The 22955-nt window shown below is 29.8% G+C and carries 22 protein-coding genes and 1 pseudogene; 17 read left to right on the top strand and 6 right to left on the bottom strand.

All coding sequences use genetic code 11. The features are described 5' to 3' along the window. Window positions 1-426: 426 nt before the first annotated feature. Complete coding sequence (locus tag ACYUEW_RS05635) at window positions 427-927, top strand: nitroreductase family protein (protein WP_003485549.1); 501 nt, start codon at window positions 427-429, stop codon at window positions 925-927. 207 nt (window positions 928-1134) lie between these two features. On the opposite strand, the pseudogene ACYUEW_RS05630 reads toward ACYUEW_RS05635, so the two are convergent. Together ACYUEW_RS05630 and ACYUEW_RS05625 are read right to left on the bottom strand one after the other, a co-directional pair. Further along, window positions 1135-1602, bottom strand: a pseudogene (locus ACYUEW_RS05630) (RidA family protein). A gap of 19 nt (window positions 1603-1621) precedes the next feature. Beyond that, window positions 1622-2401 carry a PhzF family phenazine biosynthesis protein gene (locus ACYUEW_RS05625; protein ID WP_460276376.1) on the bottom strand — a complete coding sequence of 260 codons (780 nt, stop codon included), beginning with the start codon at window positions 2399-2401 and terminating at the stop codon, window positions 1622-1624. A gap of 117 nt (window positions 2402-2518) precedes the next feature. Between ACYUEW_RS05625 and ACYUEW_RS05620 the strand changes: the two genes are divergently transcribed. From ACYUEW_RS05620 to ACYUEW_RS05610, 3 genes are all read left to right on the top strand, one after another. Then, the gene (locus tag ACYUEW_RS05620; RefSeq protein ID WP_460276375.1) at window positions 2519-3913 is read left to right on the top strand and encodes an aminotransferase-like domain-containing protein; all 1395 of its coding nucleotides are present in this window, start codon (window positions 2519-2521) and stop codon (window positions 3911-3913) included. 404 nt (window positions 3914-4317) lie between these two features. Next, window positions 4318-5811, top strand: a complete 1494-nt coding sequence (locus ACYUEW_RS05615; protein WP_030035341.1) for a sodium-dependent transporter — start codon at window positions 4318-4320, stop codon at window positions 5809-5811. Window positions 5812-5827: 16 nt separating this feature from the next. Continuing rightward, window positions 5828-5953, top strand: a complete 126-nt coding sequence (locus tag ACYUEW_RS05610; protein ID WP_043013501.1) for a MetS family NSS transporter small subunit — start codon at window positions 5828-5830, stop codon at window positions 5951-5953. A 149-nt stretch (window positions 5954-6102) separates the two neighbouring features. On the opposite strand, the gene pepI is transcribed toward ACYUEW_RS05610, so the two are convergent. Both pepI and ACYUEW_RS05600 read right to left on the bottom strand, forming a co-directional pair. Continuing rightward, a complete protein-coding gene (gene pepI / locus ACYUEW_RS05605; RefSeq protein ID WP_003401983.1) occupies window positions 6103-6984 on the bottom strand; it encodes a proline iminopeptidase in 882 nt (293 codons plus the stop codon). Window positions 6985-7065: 81 nt separating this feature from the next. Continuing rightward, entirely contained in the window at window positions 7066-8154 is a 1089-nt protein-coding gene (locus tag ACYUEW_RS05600) for a M24 family metallopeptidase (protein ID WP_030035339.1), read from the bottom strand. Between the two features lie 496 nt (window positions 8155-8650). Between ACYUEW_RS05600 and ACYUEW_RS05595 the strand changes: the two genes are divergently transcribed. The 5 genes from ACYUEW_RS05595 to ACYUEW_RS05575 all read left to right on the top strand — a co-directional run bounded on the left by ACYUEW_RS05595 (window position 8651) and on the right by ACYUEW_RS05575 (window position 13603). Further along, complete coding sequence (locus tag ACYUEW_RS05595) at window positions 8651-9997, top strand: peptide MFS transporter (RefSeq protein WP_460276374.1); 1347 nt, start codon at window positions 8651-8653, stop codon at window positions 9995-9997. 316 nt (window positions 9998-10313) lie between these two features. Continuing rightward, window positions 10314-11666, top strand: coding sequence for a peptide MFS transporter (locus ACYUEW_RS05590; RefSeq protein ID WP_096043750.1), 1353 nt, complete (start codon window positions 10314-10316; stop codon window positions 11664-11666). 401 nt (window positions 11667-12067) lie between these two features. Further along, a complete protein-coding gene (locus ACYUEW_RS05585; RefSeq protein WP_003485570.1) occupies window positions 12068-12463 on the top strand; it encodes a hypothetical protein in 396 nt (131 codons plus the stop codon). A gap of 4 nt (window positions 12464-12467) precedes the next feature. Beyond that, entirely contained in the window at window positions 12468-12671 is a 204-nt protein-coding gene (locus ACYUEW_RS05580) for a helix-turn-helix transcriptional regulator (RefSeq protein WP_042385521.1), read from the top strand. A 221-nt stretch (window positions 12672-12892) separates the two neighbouring features. Beyond that, window positions 12893-13603 carry an alpha/beta hydrolase gene (locus ACYUEW_RS05575; RefSeq protein WP_003485572.1) on the top strand — a complete coding sequence of 237 codons (711 nt, stop codon included), beginning with the start codon at window positions 12893-12895 and terminating at the stop codon, window positions 13601-13603. Window positions 13604-13961: 358 nt separating this feature from the next. Here ACYUEW_RS05575 and ACYUEW_RS05570 read toward each other — a convergent pair whose 3' ends face one another. Then, window positions 13962-14375, bottom strand: coding sequence for a hypothetical protein (locus tag ACYUEW_RS05570; protein ID WP_257411515.1), 414 nt, complete (start codon window positions 14373-14375; stop codon window positions 13962-13964). 471 nt (window positions 14376-14846) lie between these two features. Between ACYUEW_RS05570 and ACYUEW_RS05565 the strand changes: the two genes are divergently transcribed. The 3 genes from ACYUEW_RS05565 to catA all read left to right on the top strand — a co-directional run bounded on the left by ACYUEW_RS05565 (window position 14847) and on the right by catA (window position 16706). Next, entirely contained in the window at window positions 14847-15068 is a 222-nt protein-coding gene (locus tag ACYUEW_RS05565) for a YdbC family protein (RefSeq protein WP_257411516.1), read from the top strand. A 190-nt stretch (window positions 15069-15258) separates the two neighbouring features. Then, a complete protein-coding gene (locus ACYUEW_RS05560; RefSeq protein ID WP_003496114.1) occupies window positions 15259-15471 on the top strand; it encodes a zinc ribbon domain-containing protein in 213 nt (70 codons plus the stop codon). A 569-nt stretch (window positions 15472-16040) separates the two neighbouring features. After that, complete coding sequence (gene catA / locus ACYUEW_RS05555; protein ID WP_257411517.1) at window positions 16041-16706, top strand: type A chloramphenicol O-acetyltransferase; 666 nt, start codon at window positions 16041-16043, stop codon at window positions 16704-16706. A gap of 372 nt (window positions 16707-17078) precedes the next feature. Here catA and ACYUEW_RS05550 read toward each other — a convergent pair whose 3' ends face one another. Further along, window positions 17079-17426: a hypothetical protein gene (locus ACYUEW_RS05550; RefSeq protein WP_052303002.1), complete on the bottom strand. Its 348-nt coding sequence runs from the start codon at window positions 17424-17426 to the stop codon at window positions 17079-17081. A 345-nt stretch (window positions 17427-17771) separates the two neighbouring features. Here ACYUEW_RS05550 and ACYUEW_RS05545 point away from each other — a divergent pair, with 345 nt between their 5' ends. The 5 genes from ACYUEW_RS05545 to ACYUEW_RS05525 all read left to right on the top strand — a co-directional run bounded on the left by ACYUEW_RS05545 (window position 17772) and on the right by ACYUEW_RS05525 (window position 22937). Further along, a complete protein-coding gene (locus ACYUEW_RS05545) occupies window positions 17772-18911 on the top strand; it encodes a pyridoxal-phosphate-dependent aminotransferase family protein (RefSeq protein WP_460276372.1) in 1140 nt (379 codons plus the stop codon). A 375-nt stretch (window positions 18912-19286) separates the two neighbouring features. Next, entirely contained in the window at window positions 19287-20567 is a 1281-nt protein-coding gene (locus tag ACYUEW_RS05540; RefSeq protein ID WP_460276371.1) for a lactate racemase domain-containing protein, read from the top strand. 86 nt (window positions 20568-20653) lie between these two features. Further along, window positions 20654-21472, top strand: coding sequence for an ABC transporter substrate-binding protein (locus tag ACYUEW_RS05535; protein ID WP_003485591.1), 819 nt, complete (start codon window positions 20654-20656; stop codon window positions 21470-21472). A gap of 69 nt (window positions 21473-21541) precedes the next feature. Continuing rightward, window positions 21542-22228, top strand: coding sequence for an amino acid ABC transporter permease (locus ACYUEW_RS05530; RefSeq protein ID WP_042384908.1), 687 nt, complete (start codon window positions 21542-21544; stop codon window positions 22226-22228). After that, on the top strand, window positions 22215-22937 hold the full coding sequence (locus tag ACYUEW_RS05525) for an amino acid ABC transporter ATP-binding protein (RefSeq protein ID WP_460276370.1): 723 nt from the start codon (window positions 22215-22217) through the stop codon (window positions 22935-22937). Before ACYUEW_RS05530 ends, ACYUEW_RS05525 begins: the two co-directional genes overlap by 14 nt. Window positions 22938-22955: the final 18 nt, after the last annotated feature.

Raw genomic sequence — 22955 nt, 5'->3', positions numbered from 1 at the left:
AAATACTTTTTATTATTACTACACAGATATATACAATTCCTAAATGGAGTATTCTTATTTTAAAGTAATACTAGCTTAGTATATTAATATTAGGCTAGTTTTTATTTTGAATATAATAATGCTATAAAATAATCTAGGAACTTACTGTTTTTGAAGCAAGATCTACTAAGATTTCGTAAAGGGTCCTGAGGATTGTGAACAAATAACCTATATTATTATGATACTTATATTTTTACCATTAAGTGACCCGTTTTTCTAGCAATATATGTCTTTGTTCTTTTAGTATTTTAGATATAAATTATATGCAAATACTTTACATAAAACATTTTTGGTATTATAATACAAAATATCATATAATTGTTAGTAATTTTAATTCACATAACAATAGTATAAAGTATTTAAAATAAGAATTAGGGGGAATTATAAATGAATGCTATATTAAAGAGAAGAAGTATAAGAAAATACAAGGATAAAAAGATAAGTGATGATATTGTTGAAGAATTATTAAGAGCAGGAATGGCAGCACCTTCTGCTGTAAATGAACAACCTTGGCAATTTATAGTCTTAAGAGATAAAGAGACTATGAAAAAGATAACTAAGGTGCATGAATATTCAAAGATGTTATTAGAGGCAGATGTTGCAATTGTAGTTTGTGGAGATAAATCAAAAGAATTGGTAGATGATTTTTGGATACAAGATTGTTCAGCAGCTACAGAGAACATATTAATAGAAGCACAAGATAAAGGATTAGGTGCAGTATGGTTAGGTGTTTATCCAATAAAAGAGAGAGTAGATGGAATAAAAGAAATTCTAAATTTACCAGAAGGTATAACTCCTTTATCTGTAATACCTATAGGATATCCAGATGAAAAAAAGGAGCCAGCAGATAGATCTAATAAAGAAAGAGTACATTATGATAGATGGTAATAAGTTCACCGGATCTCTATGGGGTATGAATATATGGAAAAACTACAGGCACAACTATTGTAGGTATTGTAACAATGTCAATTATGGCTAGGTTGGATCAGATATAAGGTATATTAGTCAAGTCTATTATATTCACTAATTACTAATAGAATGAAAACAGGTCACATCATGGAACTTATATCCATGATGTGATTTGTTTATATATTATTATTTATTTGTTTCGATTTCAAAAATAGCTTCAATTTCGACAGTAATATCCAGTGGAAGCTGGTTTGTACCAACTGCTGTACGAGCATGACGTCCTGCATCGCCGAACACATCATACAATAATTGAGAAGCTGCATTTACAACAATATGCTGCTGAGTAAATCCAACTGTACTGTTAACAAAAGCTTGAACTTTAACTACATTTACAACACGATCTAAATCACCAAGGTACTCCTTAACTGCTGTTAGCATATTGATAGTGCAGAGTTTAGCTGCCTTTTCTGCTTCCTCTAATGTTCTTTATTCACCAACTTTTCCTGTATAAGCAGGTTCTCCATTAACAAGGGGTGCCTGCCCTGATACAAATAGAGCATTTCCTAACTGCTTTACAGGTACATACATTGCATTGGGAGTAGATAGTTCAGGAAGTTTAATGCCTAATTCTTTAATTTTTTGTTCTATTCTCATAATATGCAAACCTCTTCTTCTAATTTATTTTAATATCAGCTATAGAATACAAAGCAGCTGAGCCGCTGATAGTTACTCTGTCTCCACAATATTTGCAGTATAATGTTCCACCACGATTAGAAAGTTGTCTTGCTACCATTTCATCTTTTCCAAGGTGTTTTGCCCAATAAGGAATAAAATTACAATGGGCTGAACCGCATACAGGGTCTTCGTTAACTTTAATCTTAGGAAAAAAACATCTTGAAACAAAATCGTACTTTTTACCTTTGGCAGTAATTAAAACCCCCATACCATCCGGAAGTTTTTCTAGCTTAGAAAAATCAGGTGATGCGTTTTGAACATCTTCTGCATTTTCAAGCACAAACATTAAATCTCTTCCTAGATAGGCTTCCAAAGGCTTTACACCAAGAGCTTCAATCATTTGCTCTGTCAATGAAAATGGTTCAGGCATTCTGCTTGGAAAATTCATTTCGTAAAGATCACCTTTTTTTACAACAATAAGCTCACCAATTATTGTTTGAAAATTGATTTTGTCTACATTTTTTTCGTAATAATTGGCAATTACATAAGTTGTTGCCAAAGTGGCATGACCACAAAGATCAACCTCTTTTCCAGGCGTAAACCATCTTAAGTTATAACTGTCTCCATCCTTTACAGCGAATGCTGTTTCAGAAAGATTATTCTCAATGGCGATTTTTTGCATGGTTTCATCAGGTAGCCATTCCTTCATGATACATACACCAGCTGGATTTCCTTCAAACACCTTTTCAGCAAATGCATCAACAACATAATATTTCATAATAATAACCTCCTTATTTTTAGGTGAAATCATACTATGATAGTAAGTATATCATTGTAAGTGTATGGTCTCAATGATATAATTGTATGCAAGACAATTATTTTAAGGAGGTTCCATATGCCTGTAAATTCATTTGAAAATTATCCAATGTCATGGAAACCTGATAAAAGACAATTAGGTTCTCCATTATATCTTTCTATTGCTAGTTTATTGGAATATGATATACTTAACGGCTATCTTGCACCTAACACAAAACTTCCACCTCAAAGAGAACTGGCAGATTACCTTGATATTAATCTAAGTACTATAACAAGAGCCTTTAAAATCTGCGAAGCAAAAGGATTAATTTATGCTGTTATTGGAAGTGGAACCTTTGTTTCTCCTAATGCTGGGAGTGCTATTTTCCTAGCGGACAACGATGCAAATAAGAACTATATAGAGATGGGTGTTATAAAACCACTGGATTGCTCTAATATATTAGTTGCAGAAACTATTAAAAGCATTGCCAATAAAAATTATCTGGAAAAGCTATTGGATTACAGACATCCTTTAGGATGCCCTTATCACAGAATGGCTGCAAAAAAATGGATGCAGCGCTTTTCTATGGACGTATCTATTGAAAATATAGCTATAACATCAGGGGGGCAAAATGCTATTACACTGCTCTTAATCTCTATTTTTAATCCTGGTGATAAAATTGCAGTGGACACTTATACTTATCCTAATTTTATTGAATTAGCTAATATGTTGAATATTCAATTAATACCTATTGAAGCAGATGAATTAGGAATTATACCAGAACGATTAGATCTTGTTTGCAGTATAAATCATATAAAAGGAATATACATAAATCCTTCCTGTAGTAATCCAACTGCTGTAATTATGGATATGAAGCGCAGAAAGGAAATTGCAGATGTGATAAAGAAGCATAAACTTATTCTAATGGAAGATGATATTTATTCTTTTCTTGCTCCACAAGGTTATATACCAATATCACATTTTGTCCCAGAACAGTTTATTTATATACTAAGTATATCAAAAGCCTTAAGTTCTGGCATAAGAGTGGGATTTATTGGTTACGCAAATCAGTTTGTTGAAAAAATTACTAGAGGTATTTACAATATAAATATAAAAACTTCCTCACTAAATGCAGAGATCATAACTGAACTGATTAACACTGGAATTGCTGATAAAATTATTAGGCAGAAAAAAGAAATTGCAGAAGAACGCAATGAACTATATGAACAATATTTTGAAATTACAAATCCTCATGAAAATCCGCTAAGCTTTTTTCGGTGGCTTCCACTGTGTCAAAAGTATCAAGGAAAGCAATTTGAACAGGATGCTTTAAAACATGGTATTCGTGTATACCATTCCTATCGATTCTTAACTGGAAAAGATGAATCAGCGCAATTTATTCGCATTTCACTAACCTCTGTGACAGACTCTCAAGAATTAGATAAGGGACTTCGAATGCTTAATGATTTTTTACTCCAGACAAAAGAAAGTTGATAAAGAAGTTAATTGAGTAATCTTTTTTATATTATTTTTAAGATTTTATTGACATTACTAGAATGGTATGATACTATAACATAAAATTACCAAGAGGGGGATTATTATGAATATTAAAATAAATATATCTGTTTCAAAATTGAATAATCTACTCTTATTAGCTAACTTAAGATAGCGATTGCATATATAGGTTACATACTACTATAGATGCAATCGCCAAAACAGGCGTTTTGCATCTATGGTGGCTAATTATTTGTATTGAAATAAATGGGGGCCCATAGATAGACTATGGGACTTTTATAATATCCTAGGTAAAAAAGTCTCATAGTATAAACTGTGGGGCTTTTTTATTTATAAATATCAATATTTGGAAAATTCAGATAAATAATTTAGGAGGAATAGACATGAAAAAATCCAGAGAACAATGGGGGACAAAAGTAGGGTTCCTACTTGCAGCTATTGGTTCTGCTGTAGGACTAGGTAATATATGGAGATTTCCTTATGTAGCTTATTCAAATGGAGGTGGAGCATTTTTAATACCATATTTTTTCGCTATATTTACAGCAGGAATACCTTTATTAATTCTTGAATATGGAATGGGACATAAATTTAGAGGTTCAACACCACTAGCAATAGCAAGAGCAAATAAAAAGTGGGAATGGCTTGGTTGGTGGCCTATAATTAGTGCAGTTATAATTTTATCCTATTATTCAATGATTTTGAGTCTGGCTATGAAGTACTTAACATTAAGTTTTAATAAAGTATGGGGAAATGACACTAACAGTTATTTTTATAATGAAGTATTAAAATTATCATCATCACCTTTTGATTTTAGAGGTATAATTATTCCAATACTAATAGGAATAACTTTAGTTTGGTTAATTAACTGGTTTATATGTTATAAAGGAATAAAAGCTGGAATTGAAAAATTGAGTAAAATATTATTACCAGCTCTATTAATAATAATGATAATTATAGTAATAAAGGGGCTAACTTTAAAAGGGGCTTCTTTAGGTTTAAACACACTGTTTACACCTGATTGGAAAAAAGTTAAAGATCCTAAAGTTTGGATTGCAGCATATGGACAAGTATTCTTTTCATTAAGCATAGCTACAGGAATTATGATGACTTATTCCAGTTATCTTCCTAAAAAAACAGATATAAATAATAGTGCATTCATGACTGCTTTTGCTAACTGTGGCTTTGAATTTTTATCTGCCATAGGGGTTTTTGCAATACTTGGGTTCATGGCAACCAATCAAGGAGTATCTATTGATAAAGTTGCATCTGGTGGTATAGGCCTTGCATTTATAGCATTCCCCAAAGTATTTTCAGTAATGGGCATCTGGGGAAACATACTATCTGTATTATTCTTTACTTGCTTGATATTTGCAGGATTAACATCAGCAGTATCCTTAGTTGAGGCAATCTCCTCAGCCATAATAGATAAAACAGGATGGGAACGTAAAAAAGTAGTAACAGGAATTTTGTTAGTTGGATTTATTATAAGTATCTTATTTGCAACTAGAGCAGGATTATATCTATTAGATATTATGGACAACTTTATTAATAATTATGGAGTAGTTGTAGTTGGATTACTAGAGACTATTTTAGTAGGATGGATTGTAAAACCTAAAACTATTCGTGATCATACAAATTCAGTATCTTATTATAGAATAGGAAAATGGTGGGATATAATTATCAAATGTGTAAACCCAATTGTTTTAACTTTCATTCTAGTTCAAAGCTTTATTACAGAAATAAGTACACCTTATGGTGGATACAATTTGCAGGCATTGTTTGTTTATGGATGGGGAGTTATTTTAATAGGAATTACTGGATCAATCTTAATAAGTAAACAACCTTGGCGACATAATATTAATTTAAAAAATGAATAAAGGTGTGGTGATAAAAATGACATTAAGTGCAACGATATTTTTTGGTATAGGTGCAACCGTACTCTGGGGAGGATTATTGACTACTATAATAATTTCAATGAAAAAAGATGACTGTTCAGAAAATAGCAAAATACAAAATTAAAATTAATGAATTTAGAGTCTTAAATGAAAGTATAGGCTGTTTTATTACAAAAAACTTAATAAAAAGGGGCTGTCATAGTTGTATGACAGCCCTTTTGTAATTTGCGTAAGATTATGTCACAGGAATAGAAATCTCACGGTCTTTATATATTAGTCGTTTTTATTTAACCATTTATTAAGTACTTCTATATATTTTTCATTTTCTTCTACGAATGGCATATGACGGCTAAATTCAAATAATTCCCATTCTGAGTTAGGAATCTTATCATACATTGTTTTTGCAACAAGTGGTGAACAAAGATCAAGTAAACCGCTAGTTATTAGACAAGGTTCCTTTATATCTTCAATTTCTTTCATAAAATCAAAGTTTTTTAATGTACCAGATGGGCTAAATTCATTTTGACCCCATGCAGTTACATAAGCTTCTGTTCCAGCAACTTTTGGACGTCTTAAGCATTCTGGTGAATCTGGTCCTACTGCACCTGCACAGTGACGAAGCATGAATTCTGCTTCTGCCTCTTGATATTCTTTTGAAGAATAATCTCCAGCTTTTTCTGCTTTTGCAATGGCATCTTGCATTTCCTGTGGAAGGTATGCAACTCTTCTACGTTGTTCTTTTTCCCATAATGAAGCGGCTGGTAAAGTACTGGATAAGATATAACTCTTGATTCCTTCTGGTTTGTATTCACAAGCGTATTGAATTGCTTGCATTCCTCCCCAGGATTGTCCTAATAGGTGAATTTCATCTAAGCCTAAGTGTTTACGTAATTGAATTAATTCTTCAATCCAAGTTTTTGCATTCCATAAGTCAGGACGAGAAGGTGTTGAGGATAATCCGCATCCTAATTGGTCATACATAATAACTGCACGTCCATCTTCTGCAACTTTGTCAAGTACTTCAAAATAATTATGTGTAGAACCTGGTCCGCCGTGTAATAAAACCAATGGCTTTTTATTTCCTGTACATTCACCTACTATACGATAATAAGTTTTATATTCTAGATATGGCATATAACCTTCAGTAATTTTCATAATCAATCTCCTTATCTATATCTTGTAATTAGTTTCAGTTGTTAAAAGTTTCATAAAAATTTTTAACCAATTTCTTTATCTTTATTTGGATTCAGGAACAACAATTAAGTCCTTTGTATATTTATTTAATACCTCGCAGCCATCTTCAGTTGTGATAACAAGGTCTTCAATACGAACACCTATTCCTTCTTCTGGAAGATAAATTCCTGGTTCAACAGAGAAACATTGGCCTGGTTTGATAATATCTTCATTTACAGAAGAAACATCACCGAATTCATGGTCTTCCAAACCACAGGAATGTCCTGTTCTGTGTGTGAAATATTTTCCGTATCCTTTTTCTTCAATGTAGTTTCTTGCAGCTAAATCTACGTCACACATTCTGTTGCCAGGTTTTGCAGCAGCAATACCTCTTAAGTTTGCTTCTACAACGATGTCATAGATTTCTTTTTGTCTTTCAGAAACTTCACCAATAAAGACAGTTCTCGTCATATCGGAAGCATAGTTTTTGTAGAATCCTCCAATATCCAGGATAACGCAGTCACCATATTTTCCTTTTGTATCATCTGTTACATGGTGTGGATCTGCTGCTCCCTTAGCATATGCTGTAATAGGATCGAAAGATACTTCGTTAATACCATGTTTTTTGTAAATTTCACGAACTTTAGTATTTAATTCTTTTTCAGATAAACCTTTTCCTACCCATGGGATCAATTCATCCATTACAAGGTCATTTAATCTTGAAGATTCTCTCAAGATAGCGATTTCTTCTTCATCTTTAATCATTCTTACATAGTCAACAATAAAGGAACCGTTTACAAATTTACTTCCACCACCAAGTTCTTGTAACCTTAATAAGAATTTAGATGGCCATACTTTATCGATACCTATAACTTTATCTTTTTCTACAAATTTAGATAAGATTTCAACTCCGTCTTGAATATCGTTGTACCATACTATTTCTACGCCAAGATCTTCTTCCTGTGGGAATAATTCATTAATAACAATTTTGTGATTTCCATTAACATTTAAGTATAATGCTAATAATCTTTCTCCCGGAATAATCCACTTTCCTGTTAAATAAAAAATAGCTGTGGGATCAGAGATAATCATTTGTGGAATATCATTTTCTTTCATAGATTTTAATACTCTGTTCAGTTTATTTATATCCATAGGTATTCCCTCCTATATTTAGTTATTAAATACTAATATAATAATATGCTTGTCTACAAATGTCAATGAAGATACTAGAATTATTGCAATGAATTAGTTTAAATCTTTCCTTTTTAAAAATTTTTAATTTTTTTATTTTTTTATAGAGATTTTTAGAATATTATATGATATAATGATGAAAAATAATATTTTTTTAGTATATGTGTAATAAAATAAATTTTAATGTTATAACATGATGTTGCGCTTAATGTACAATATACAGGCTTTAAGAGAATAAATTTATTTTAATTATAAATAATGTTGGTATAGTAATACTAAAAAACAATTTAAATATAATTTAACTTTAATTTTTACTAAATATTTATTTTTATTAAATAAAAAAGAAAAGGATACCATATGGTATTTGAAATTATTTCATATCCTCTGTAAAAAGAGGAGGGGGGAATAGTTTTTAAAATACACACGCAATATTAATTTTTTATAGGGGGAATAAAAAATGGAAAACACAAACAAAAAACCATTTGGGTTCTATGTATGCTCAGTTGCTTTCACACTTGAAAGATTTGCATTCTACTCAGCAAAATGGCTACTTGCAGTATTCGTAGTTGCTAAAATAGCGGACGGAGGACTTGGTCTTTCTGCTGCAGAAGCAGCAAAAATGTCTGCAAATTTAGTTGCATTTACTTATGCTGCACCATTAATAGGGGCATTTATATCCGACCGTTTTGTAGGTGCTAGATACCTTGTTCCAATCGGGATGGTTTTAATGGGGGCAGGTTATTTAGTAGGATGGCAAGCTTCAAGTGCTGGCATGGTTAACTTAATGATTGTCCTAGTTTCTCTTGGGACAGGCTTATTTAAATGTCAAACAAACGCTATTACAGGTAGACTTTTTGATGATCCAAGACAATTAGATAGTGCTTTCTCTGTTCAATATTCTTTTGTTAATATTGGTTCTTTCATTGGTACAACAATTATCGGTGTACTTGTAGGAACTAAGGGATATGCTTTCTGTTTCTTAGTTTGTGGAATAATGATGTTTATTGATGCAATTTGGTTTACCTTTGGATGGAGGTTTTTAGGAGAAACAGGTAAAAAGCCATTCAAAGTTGATGAACATGAAGAAGTAAAAGCAAAAGAAACTAAGGAAGAAAAGAAGCCACTTACATCAATAGAAAAGAAAAGGGTTGCAGCAATTATATTAGTATCTTTCTTCTCAGTAATTTTCTGGGTATTCTGGTATTTAGCATATATGCCTGTATATTTCTACTGGGGCGGAGATAATGCAGCTGCTAACTGGATGATAGGTAATTTTCAAGTTCCAACAGCTTGGTTTGATTCATTAAATGCATTAGCATGTATCACATTAGGACCAATTCTTGGTAGAGTTTGGTCAAAATTAGCTAAAAGACCTCAAGGTGATTTAAGCATGTTTAAGAAAACTGCTTTAGGTATGATACTTTTAGGTTTATCCTATGTAATCTTTGCAATGGCAGATGTTACAAGAGGAGGTAATCTTGCATCACTTGCTTGGATTGTTGCATTCGGTATAGTATTATCTCTTGGTGAAATGGTATTCTCACCACTTGGAAACTCTTTCATCAGTAAATTTGCGCCACCTAAATTATTATCAAGCATGATGAGTGTTTGGGTACTTGCTGTTTTCTTTGCAGCTAAATCTTATGGATGGGTATATGAATTTACACTAAAATTTAAATTCGCACCAACATACTTTGTAATCGCAGCTATTGCTGCTGGAGCAGGTGTAATACTTTGGTTATTAGATGGAAAATTGAATAGCTTAGTTGTAGAAGAGGAAGAACCATTAAACGAAGCTGTTTAATCAATGTAAAAATTTATATTAATATGAAATTTTATAGAATATTTATTTAAAGAAGTCATTGTTTTTCAATGGCTTCTTTTTTTATAACTTTTTTATTTTTCACAATTATTAAAATTTTTCTTTTGCTATGGGAAAATTTGTGTTATTATATGTTATGAGTGGATAATATATTATATTTTTAATATATATGGAAAAAAAGTATATTTAAGGGGATGACTTTGGTATTTAAAACCATTGTACATAATATTGAAAAAGATAGAGGCACATGGTTTTTAAAATACACATGCAATATTAATTATTAGAGGGGGAATAAAAAATGGAAAACACAAGTAAAAAACCATTGGGGTTTTATGTATGCTCACTGGCTTTCACATTCGAAAGATTTGCATTCTATTCAGCAAAATGGTTAATTGCAGTATTTGTAGTTGCTAAAGTAGCTAGTGGAGGACTTGGACTTTCAGCTGCAGAAGGGGCAAAAATGTCTGCAAATTTAGTTGCATGGACATACTTTGCACCATTGATTGGGGCATATATATCTGATCGTAAAATAGGGGCAAGATATCTTATTCCAGTAGGAATGATTTTAATGGGGGCAGGATACTTAGTAGGATGGAAGGCCTCAAGTGCTGGTATGGTTAACTTAATGATTATTTTGGTTTCTATAGGGACAGGTTTATTTAAATGTCAAAACAATGCTATTACTGGAAGACTTTTTGATAACCAAGAAGAATTAGATAGTGCATTTTCTATTCAGTATTCCTATGTTAATGTAGGTTCTTTCATAGGTACAACAGTTTTAGGTGTACTTGCAGGAAGTATGGGATATTCTTTCTGTTTCTTAATTTGTGCAATTATGATGTTTTTTGATGCTGCTTTCTTTATCTTCGGATGGAGATATTTAGGAGAAGCGGGTAAAAAACCATTTAAGATTGATGAGCACAAAGAAGTAAAAGAACAGAAACAAGAAGAAAAGAAACCTCTTACAAAAATAGAAAAGAAAAGAATTGGAGCTATTATCTTAATATCTTTCTTTTCTGTAATTTTCTGGGTATTTTGGCAATTAGCATATCTGCCTGTATATTACTACTGGGGCGGAGACAATGGACTTGCTAACTGGATGATAGGTAGTTTTCAGGTACCAACAGCTTGGTTTGACTCATTAAATGCATTATGCTGTATTGTATTAGGACCAGTTCTTGCTAAAGTATGGGAAAGATTAGCTAAAAGGCCTCAGGGAGATATGAGTATGTTTAAGAAAACTGCTTTAGGTATGTTGCTTTTAGGTTTATCTTATATAATATTTGCAATGGCAGATGTTACAAGAGGAAATAATCTTTTACCTCTTGCTTGGCTTGTTGTATTTGGTATTGTATTAGCTCTTGGTGAAATGGTATTCTCACCACTTGGAAACTCATTTATAAGTAAATTTTCTCCTGGTAGAATGTTGACAGCTATGATGAGTGTTTGGGTGCTTGCTAGCTTTGTTGCAGGAAAATCCTATGGATATGTATATGAATTTACACTAAAATTTAAATTTGCACCGACATATTTTGTAATAGCAGCAATTGCTATTGTATGTGGTATTATTCTTTGGGCATTAGATGGAAAATTGAATAGTTTAGTTATAGATGAGAAAGTTGTGGAAGATAATTCTGTAAGTTTAAATTAAAATTCAAAAATCCACTTGCATACTTTACAATTGTAGATATTACTATTGTAAATGGTATAATTTTTTAATAATTATATAATAAATTAAATAGTTCATTTGTAAAAGATTAAGAAAAATAAAATATTAAAAAGAAGAAGTCATTGTTTATAATGGCTTCTTTTTTGATCTATGGATATAAGTATTTTGTAAGGTTTATTAGTTATATATGCAGTATAATTTAAAGTTTAGTTTAAAAGCTCTCACATGGCGGGATGTTTTGCTTTGATAATAATGAATTATGAGGTAATCTATTTCTAATTAATTTCCTGGTAAGTGAATTAATGTATATTTATATTGAAAATGCCAAATACATGTTATATAATTATAACATAAGTTATAATTATATAACATGGAGGGATAGTATGAATAAAGTAATGAATTTAAAGACAAAGGATTTTTTTGAAAACGGATGTTGTGGCATACTATGGATTTTAGTTGGAATTGCAGAACTGCTTAAATTTAATGCTAGTGCCATTAGTACAGCTGTTTCTGCGATTTTAATACTTGATACTGTTTTCATGATAATTCCACAGCTTTTTAAAGCAGAAATAGAGGATGAAATGGCAGAATATAATAAAAAAAGAGCATCCTCTAATGCATTTATTATTATATATACATGTATTTTGTTTGCTACAGTATTCGGTGTTGGTTCAGGAGGATTGATAGTAGATTTAGAATTAATATTACCTTTTTTAGTAGGTACAATGAGTCTTCTAAGATTTGGATTTTTCCTTTTTTATGAGAAAGTCGGTGACTAATAATATGCCACGATTAAAAACAAAAATTCATGAACTTCGTAAAGAGCATAACATGAAGCAGGAAGAGTTAGCAAAGTTAGTAGGAGTAAGAAGAGAGACTATAGGGCATTTAGAAAATGAAAAATATAATCCATCATTGAAATTAGCTATGGATATAGCTAAAGTATTTGGAAAATCAGTAGAGGAAGTATTTCAATTTGTGGATTAAGATGAAGTTTAAAAATAAAAAAAACAATAAGCTAAGGTACTAGAAATATTAATTTAATGCCTTAGCTTATTTATTTTGTGTAAATAAATTCACTTATAGTTTTGGACAACTTTATTACAGAATTATTTATAAACTAGATAAATCATTTGATATAGGCTTATAATTTAATAGAAAATAAATTAAATTATATTTTCACTTATATTTTATGGAGGAAAGTTATGATGATAAGAGAAAATTTAAAAATAAAAAACATACCTGCAATTTTATGGGGTAATAAATCAGATAAGTTATTTATAGCTGTGCATGGGAATATGTCAAATAAGGAAGATGAAATAATTCTTGCATTTGTAGAAGAGATAACAGCTAAGGGGTATCAAGTGATTAGCTTTGATTTGCCTGAACATGGTGAACGTAAATATAAAAATTATCCCTGTAAGGTACAAAACTGTGTCAAAGATCTTAATATAATTATGGATTATGCAAAAACATTATCAAATAATATAAGTTTATTTGCTTGTAGTATGGGGGCATACTTTAGTTTATTAGCATATAGCCATAAATTCTTAAAGCAAAGTTTATTTCTTTCCCCTGTAGTAAATATGGAAGCTATTATAAATAATATGATGACTTGTTTTGGTGTAAGTGAAGATAGATTAAAAGAAGAAAAAGAAATTTCTACACCTATTGGGCAAAAACTTTACTGGGATTATTATTGCTATGTAAAAGAGCATCCTGTTATTACTTGGAATACTAAAACTTCAATTCTTTATGGAGCAGAAGATGATTTATGTGAGTTTGAAGTAATATCTGCATTTGCAAAAAGATTTAACTGTGATTTGGAAACAATGAATAAAGCAGGACATTATTTTCATACAGAAAAGCAAATTAGCTTCTTTAAAAACTGGTTAAGAACACAGATTTATATTAAATGAAGATAATATACTAATAGCTAAATAATTAAAATCAAAAATTAGAAAGTTATTATATATATGTAATGATAATCAAAAAAGAACTAAAGTAGTGCTTTCAATAATAAACGTTATTTAGGAAAAACTGCCCACTGTTATATAAACAGGGGGCAGTTTAGGTCTAGCAATACGTATATCTAGTTATTTTTTAACATATTAATTTTAAAATTCATATGGATATTTACATAAAATTCTTGACAAACCCAATTTGTGGCAGATTCCATGTTTACACAAAATTTTTCACAGATTCTAAAATTTAGTTTCTTTATTTTTTTAATAAAGAATTCAATTTTAACTTATTTATAATTTCTATGCTCAAGTATTATTCATTATAGGATATATTAAAAAATCCCTTTGTATCTTTCCCAATTACATGTATGAATAACTTACCATCATAATTTACCTTGATTTTTTTAGCATCTTCTTTATTTGTTGCTGCATTAGCTAGGACTTTTTCATTTTCATCTTTTATTTGTACCTTTAAATTTCCCTTTTCTACTTTAGAATTAAATTTAAATGAAAGTTCAGCACCTTTAGAAACATATAAAGATTTTATTTGAGTACCATTAAATTTTTTATAAGAAACTTTATATTCATTTCCAGAACTATTATCTGACCACATAATTTTTTCACCATTCTCTTTTTCTATTGAATAATTACTTGGCTCATGCTTTTTATGAACATTTAATGAAAGTGGACTAGATTCTTTGTTTAATTTTGAAGATAAAATAGTCAAAAAACAGCCTATAAATAAAACTATAATTACTCCCGTTACAATTGCTATTTTTTGCTTAGATTTGATTTTACCGTTAATAATATCACAACCTTTTCCCTAATATAATATTTAAATATTATAAATTAATAGTAATACACATTATGGTTTGTTTTTAATAATATATCCCTATTATAATATTATTTGGGAAATTATTCAAATATATTACATGTTATGTTTTGTAGAATTATGTTTAGTATAATTTATATTTTTATGTATTTATTATGTAAATTTAAAATAGAAATGTATGTTTAATTTTATGACAATTAGAAACTGCAGTTTCATTTCCCATGGCATATTAAATCATCTCCCGGTAATCTTATATTCATTGTTAATATAAGATTGAAAAAAATAACTATAACAGTAAGACAATTATGTATTATAATAATGCTTAGGAGAATGTTCTCTATATTTATATCAAGAGGAGGAACAAAAATGGCAGATATTAAATTTGAAATAAAAGATAAACTAGGAGTTATTTCAGAATCACCAAAGGGCTGGACAAAAGAGCTTAATCTTATTAGTTGGAATGGAAAACAAGCTAAATATGATTTAAGGGATTGGGCACCAGAACATGAAAAAATGGGTAAAGGAATTACTTTATCAGTTGAGGAATTAAAGAGTCTAAAAGAAATACTAAATAATATGGATTTATAAAATAATTTAATCCAACCTATTGTTTGGATAATAAGTAAAATCGGAGTTATAGTGTTAAAGCTATAACTTCGATTTAATTAAATTTAGCTTAAATTTTTTATTTATAAATTTAATTAAAAAATTATAATTAAGTATTTTATTACATGGTATAATTATTTTAGGATTATATAAGTTAAATAGGAGGTTCAACATGGAAAAACAACAATACGTTTGTCCTAAATGCGGAAATAGAGGATATGAGTCAGATCAATTTCAGGCAACAGGAGGGAATTTTGCAAAATTATTTGATGTACAAAATAAAAAATTTACAACTATTAGCTGTAAAAGATGCGGCTATACAGAATTGTACAAATCACAAACTTCAGCTGGATGGAATGTTTTAGATTTTCTTATAGGTAACTAGTCTATTAGGTATATTATTTTGATAGATGTTATTATCTTTAATATAATATCTGTTTTTAATATAAGAAGTAAGCAAACCAATATTTACTATAATACCATATTACAGTCATATGCTCCTCTTAAGATAGGTAGATTAAAAAATAAAAATCTTCTATTAGAAAGAGGAGTATTTTTGTATTCAAAAGAACTAAACATACAGTTGAAAAAAATATGAAATCTTAAAAGAGTATGAGGATGCGAACTATATAGGAAATTATCATTAAGTTTAAGATTAGTATAACAAGAGAGAGAGACAAAACTTAATAAATACAAAACTTAATAAATACAAAAGACTTTTTCTTTTATGATTTAACTTATACATTTTCTCTCTCTTGTTATAAATAGTATAAATAAAAATAAGAAAATTATACTTTAAAATAAATATTTAATTAAATAATATGAATTTAAGTTTAACAGATTTAACATTTTAATCATAATGGATTATACTGCATATATATAGTGTAAGTATAAAATGTTGTTACAAGGGGGTTATAATACTTAGCACAGGATATATGAGTGGGAGTTGATTTTGTGAAGTTTAATTTCATAGATAAAGAAAATTGGAGTAGAAAACCTTATTTTGATTACTATATGAATAATATTAAATGTACTTATAGCATGACTGCTAATATTGAAATTACAGATTTACTTATGAAAGTAAAAAGAAATAATATAAAATTATATCCTATCCTAATTTATATGACCTCAAAAATAGTAAACAACCATGAAGAATTACGTACTTCCTTTGATGAAGAGGGAAACTTAGGTTATTGGGAAAGTATGAGTCCTTCCTTTACTATATTTCATAAGGATGATGAGACCTTTAGCAACATTTGGACAGAGTATTCTGATGACTTTAAAACATTTTATAATAATTGTCTTCAGGATATAGAAAAATACAGTAATGTAAAAAAGCTTTTTGCAAAAGAAAATCAGCCTAAAAATACCTTCCCTGTTTCTTGTGTTCCTTGGTTTAGTTTTACAGGAGCTAATCTTAATGTTTATTCAGATGGAGAATATCCATATCTTTTGCCTATAATCACTTATGGTAAATATTTTGCACAGAGTGCTAAAGCCTTAATACCTATTTCTCTGCAGATGCATCATGCAGTTTGTGATGGTTATCATGTAACTAGATTTTTAAATGAATTGCAAGCTATGGCACATAATTTTAAAGAGTGGCTAATAATTAAATAAGCAGAAAAACAAGGGAATGGCTCATGAAAATTTATTATAGACTAAAGATGAAGTTGTTTCAAAATAGCTTTAATTTTGAAACCGTAAATATAAATAATACATTCATAAAACAATTCATTTTGCTAAGTAGTTCTAAATTTGACTCCATTAAAAATTTTTTACCCAGTAAAAGAGGCAACCTCCTCTGGCTTCACTACTGGCTCCTCACGTCCTGTGAGGAATTAAATTTTTAATTACGTCAAATTAAGAACTACTAAAGCTCATTTATATGTTTATTACATGTATTATTTATATTTACTATATTAAAATTAAAGCTATTTTTATTTTGAGATACCCTTATATCATTTTAAAAGCACTATGGATTAATAATTTTTAGATGATAGGGCTTTTTTTTATAGATTTAGTTATTAAATAGGCGATTATTCCACAAGTTAAATAAATTAAATTATAAATAAAGGCAGATTCATTCATATAAACAAACATTAATATTATAAAATCTAATATGGACACTCCAAAGGATAAAAATATGTTTGTATGGCTTATAGCACATAGTATTCCTTGGATTATAAATAATATAGGAAATAAAAGAATTAATGAAATAATAAATATACCTTTAAAATCTATACCATTGAAATTAAGCATATTTTGAAATGAAATTATGGTTATTATGGTCATAAGCAATGCAGGAAATGTTATAGTAATTATTTTTCTCTTTTCCATTATACTAAATCCTTTCTTTGAAATATATATAATCTCACTAGAGTATATCTTATATATGTCAATTATATCATTAAGTCCTATACATGTATTTAATTAAATGAATATTATAGCGAAATATATAAACAGAGTTCTTGGCTTCAGAGGGAGTTTTTACTCCCTGTGAAGCTTAGAAATCGTTATCCAGGGACGTATCCGCTCTTTACTGCCACTTTGAAGAAGATGGGAGTATTAGAGCGGGTAGTCATCGGATAAAATTTTTAATAGTGTATGGGTTCACTTTAGTTTATAGAATAAATGGAATATAATTCTACTTAGATATGTTTGAAAGTAGGAGGCGTTGATTTTATGAAGGTACCATATGTTATGACACCAGGACCTACTATGGTAAGAGAGAATGTTAGAATGGCAAGGGCTATGGAAACGACAAATCCAGATTTAGATTTACAATTTTATGATTATTATAAAGAGACCTGTGAAAAAATAGGTGAATTTTTAAAAACTAAAAATGAAGTAAGAATATTAAGTGGAGAAGGTATATTAGGATTGGAAGCAGCTTGTGCTTCATTAACAGAAAAAGATGACAGAATTCTTGTAATTGACAATGGAATTTTTGGCGAAGGTTTTGCAGATTTTGTAGAAATCTATGGAGGAGAAGTAGTATTTTTTAAAGGAGATAGAAGAAGGGATATAGATATAGAAAAGTTGAAAGAATTTCTAGATAAGGATAGTAACTTTAAATATGCTACTGTTGTACACTGTGATACTCCCTCAGGAGTTATTAATGATATATCAAAGATATGTCCAATGCTTAAAGAAAAAGGCATAATAACTGTAGTAGATTCTGTATCTGCTATGGGTGGACAGGAACTAAAGGTGGATGCATGGAAAATAGATATGGTCCTTGGAGGATCTCAAAAGTGTATGTCAGCCCCGCCAGGACTTTCATTCCTTAGTATGAGTAAAGATGCTTTTAAAGTTATGGAAGAAAGAAAAACACCTATAGCATCTTATTATTGCAATCTTCTTGTATGGAAGGATTATTATAAAAATAAATGGTTTCCATATACTCCACCGATAAGCGATATAGTTGGACTAAGAGCAGCAGTGGATAATATTTTAGAGGACAAAGATATTGTATTAAGACATAATAATATAGCAAAGGCGTGTAGAGAGGCTATAGTAGAAAGTGGGCTTAAGCTTTATTTAAAGCAGGGTTATTCCAATACTGTCACTGTTCTAGAACTACCTAAAGAAGTAGAGGATAAAGGTTTAAGAACATATATGCAGGATAAATATAATGTAATCGTAGCAGGTTCCTTTGGGTATCTTCAAGGTAAGGTTATAAGAATAGGTCATATGGGTGAAAATGCTAATATAGATAAAATGGCCTATACACTATTTGCACTTGAAAACAGCTTAGAGTATCTAGAGTATAAACTAAAAGAGAGTCTTACAGAGGCATTTTTGCGGAAAATCATGGAGTAGGAATTATAGAAATATAATTAAACATTTTTCACATCAATTAATAGAAAATTATTATTTTTACCCTTATATTAATCATAATTCATTTTGTACAAGGGTTGAAAAAGCCAAAGGTAAACAAATAAAAGTGCTTATCTCAAAATAAATTTAATTTTAATATAAAAAGTACACTTAATAAACATAGAAATAAGTTTGTTAGGTGTTTTTTTATTTCCTGGAGATAAAATTAAAGCTATTTTTATATACCATTTTTCCTGACTTGAATAAATTTGCACTTGACATGCATAAATATCCATTGTATAATTTTAAAAATTAACATATACAAACCAGAACAGGATAGATATATACATATAATTTTAGGGAAGTGGGGGTGTTTATTTGGAGGAATGTAATCTAAAGTATGGGGATGAATATAAAAATATACTATTTAAACCTAGTCATAATGTGGACATTCTAGATAAAAATTTCTTATCACAAAAAAAGGGTGAGGAAGTTATAAAAAGGGCTCTTTTGAATCCTATAGCATCTAGAAAAATAAATGAAATTGTTACTCCAGAAGATAAGCTTTGCATTGTGATATCTGATGTAACAAGATTATGGCAAAAACCTAGGGCCTTTTTACCTATACTTATTGAGGAAATAAAAAAAAGTGGCATAAAGGATGAAAATATAATTTTCTTATGTGCTTTAGGTTCTCATAGAAAACAAAGCAAAGAGGAACATATAAAGATTTTAGGGGAGAACTTATATAAAAGATTTAAAATTATAGATCATTATTCCAAAACTAAAGATGAAATGGTGTATATAGGTGAAACTTCTTTTAAAACTCCGGTAGTTGTTAATAAACTAGTAAAGGAATGTACCAAAGTAATTATTACAGGAGGTATAACCTTTCATGATATGGCAGGATTCGGAGGTGGAAGAAAATCTATTTTACCTGGTGTAAGTTCCTATGAAACCATAATGGCAAATCATGCATTAGTTTTAAACCCTGATAAAAATGGCATAAATCCTAATTGTAGCTGTGGAAATTTAGAAAATAATCCTATGCATTTAGATATGATGGAGGCCTGTGATATGATAAAGCCTTCATTTTTGTTAAATGTAATAATGGATTCTAAGGGTAATATTACTGAAGCTGTTGCAGGAGATTATGCAAAAGCCTTTGAAAGAGGCTGTGAACTTTTGCAAGAAAACAATGGTTTAAAAATTAAAGAACTAAAGGATACAGTAATTGTTTCTGCTGGCGGATTTCCAAAGGACATTAACCTGTATCAATCATCTAAAGCATTAAGTAATGCAAAGGAAGCAGTTAAAAAAGGCGGAAAAATAATTCTTTTTACACAGTGCATAGAGGGCATAGGAAATAAAGAAGTAGAAGAAATCATAAATAACTTTAATAACAATGAAGAAAGAGAAAAGGAGTTAAGAAGAGAGTTTACTGTTTCAAAATTTGCAGCTTACTTAATATGTAATATTGCAAAGGAATATGAGCTTATTCTTATATCTGATATAAAAGAAGAACTAGTTAGTAAGGCAGGTATTAGGGTACTTAGAGATGAGTGTATGATAGATGAAATTTTAGAGGAAAATGAAGAAATATATGTGATGCCAGATGGTAGTAGTTTATTACCTTTATATTCTAATAGGCAAAAATAGTTGAAAGAATTTATACAAATATAAATCATAATAAAAAATCTATATGCATAATTATACAGAAAGTAATAAATAAGGAGTGAATAGAAATGAGTAAAAAAATATTAGGTAAATTAGGGGCAATTATAATTTCGTTAACTATGGTAATATCATTAGTTGCCTGTGGAAAGAACACTGCAAGTAATGAAGGAAAATCAAAGGTAGATAAAATAAAAGAAAGTGGAAAATTAGTTATTGGTACCTGTGCAGATTATCCACCCTATGAGTTTCATAAAACTATAAATGGAAAAGATGAAATAGTAGGATTTGATATTACAATAGCAAAAGAAATAGCAAAGGATTTAGGCGTAAAATTAGAGATTAAAGATATGAAGTTTGATGGATTATTAGCAGCCCTACAATCAGGAAATGTTGATATGGTTATCGCGGGAATGAATCCAACAGAGGATAGAAAAAAGAGTGTGGATTTTTCAAAGGTATATTACCAAGCTATACAAAGCGTAGTGGTTAGAGCAGAGGATAAAGATAAATTTAAATCCATAGAGGATTTTAAAGGTAAGAAAATTGGAGTACAAAAGGGTACAACACAAGAGGAAGTAGCAAAGAGAGAAATGACAAATTCAGAAATTAAATCTTTAGGTAAAGTTACTGATTTAGTATTAGAATTACAGAACAAAAAAGTTGATGGTTTAGTACTTGAAAACCCAGTAGCGGTTTCTTATGCTAGCAATGGTAAAGATTTAGCAGTTTCAAATGTTAAATTTGAAAATAAAGATAAGGGTGCATCTGTAGCCGTTAAAAAAGGTAACAAGGAATTAGTAGATGCTATAGATAAAACTTTAGATAAACTTATTAAAGAAAAGAGCATTGACAAATTTGTTACAGATGCCAATAAACAAGTAGAATAATACACTCAAAACATAAAGGATAATGAATTATCATTATCTTTTATGATTTTATTATAAGGGGGGAGTAATTTGGATTTTTCGTTTTTAAGTAAATATTATTCATTTTTTATAAATGGTGCAAAATACACTATTATATTAGCATTTTTCACTGTAGTAATAGGAACTATTCTAGGGTTATTATTATCCTTAATGAAATTATCTAAAAATAAAGTATTAAAATATATAGCTGTATCTTATATTGAATTTATAAGGGGAACTCCGGTTTTAGTGCAATTATATATAATATATTATGGATTGCCAACTATAGGTATAAACTTTCCAGAGGTTCCTATTTTGGGAAGTAATTTTCCAGACTTTTTCGCTGGGATATTAGCATTATCTATTAATAGTGGAGCCTATGTGGCAGAAATAATAAGAGCTGGAATCCAAGCAGTAGATAAGGGACAAATGGAAGCTGCAAGAAGTTTAGGAATGTCAGAATCTATGGCAATGAAAAATGTTATAATACCTCAAGCCTTTAAAAACATTTTACCAGCCTTAGGAAATGAGTTTATTACAATAATTAAAGAATCATCTATAGTATCTATAATAGGAATACATGAACTTATGTATAATGCAGATACTGTTAGAGGAAATATTTTTAAACCCTTTGAACCTTTACTTGTAGCTGCAGTAATGTATTTTATAATGACTTTTACATTGTCAAAATTACTTGGAGTAGCTGAAAGGAGGATGAGAGTAAGTGATAGAAATTAAGAATTTAAATAAGAGTTTTGGTAAGAATCATATATTAAAGGGGATAAATACTCATATAGATAAGGGTCAAGTTGTGGTAGTTATAGGACCCAGCGGTTCGGGGAAAAGTACCTTTTTAAGATGTTTAAATTTACTTGAATGTCCAGAAGAGGGAGCTATTATATTTGAAGGTGAAGATATTACAAGTAAAAAAACAAATATTAATAAGGTAAGAGAAAAAATGGGTATGGTTTTTCAGCAATTTAATCTTTTCCCTCATAAGACTGTTTTGGAAAACATAACTATATCTCCAATAAAGGTAAAAAAACTTTCACAGGAAAAGGCTAATGAAATTGCTATGAAACTTCTAAAAAAAATAGGACTAGAGGATAAGGCAAATTTTTATCCTTCTCAGCTTTCTGGGGGACAAAAACAGAGAATAGCCATAGCAAGAGCCTTAGCTATGGAACCAGATGTGATGCTTTTTGATGAACCTACTTCAGCCTTAGATCCAGAAATGGTAGGGGAAGTTTTAAATGTAATGAAAGATTTGGCTCTAGAGGGTATGACTATGGTGGTAGTTACTCATGAAATGGGTTTTGCAAAAGAAGTTGGAGATAGAGTCATGTTTATGGATGAAGGGAAAATACTAGAAGAAGGCACACCGGAGGATATATTTAACAATGCTAAAAATTCAAGGACAAAGGACTTTCTAAGTAAAATAATTTAGTCTAGGAAAGGAGTATGT

This window comes from Clostridium sp. CTA-1 (genome assembly GCF_054768215.1).
The sequence above is the reverse complement of the archived record's forward strand: the minus strand, read 5'-3'. Positions and strand labels throughout refer to the sequence as shown.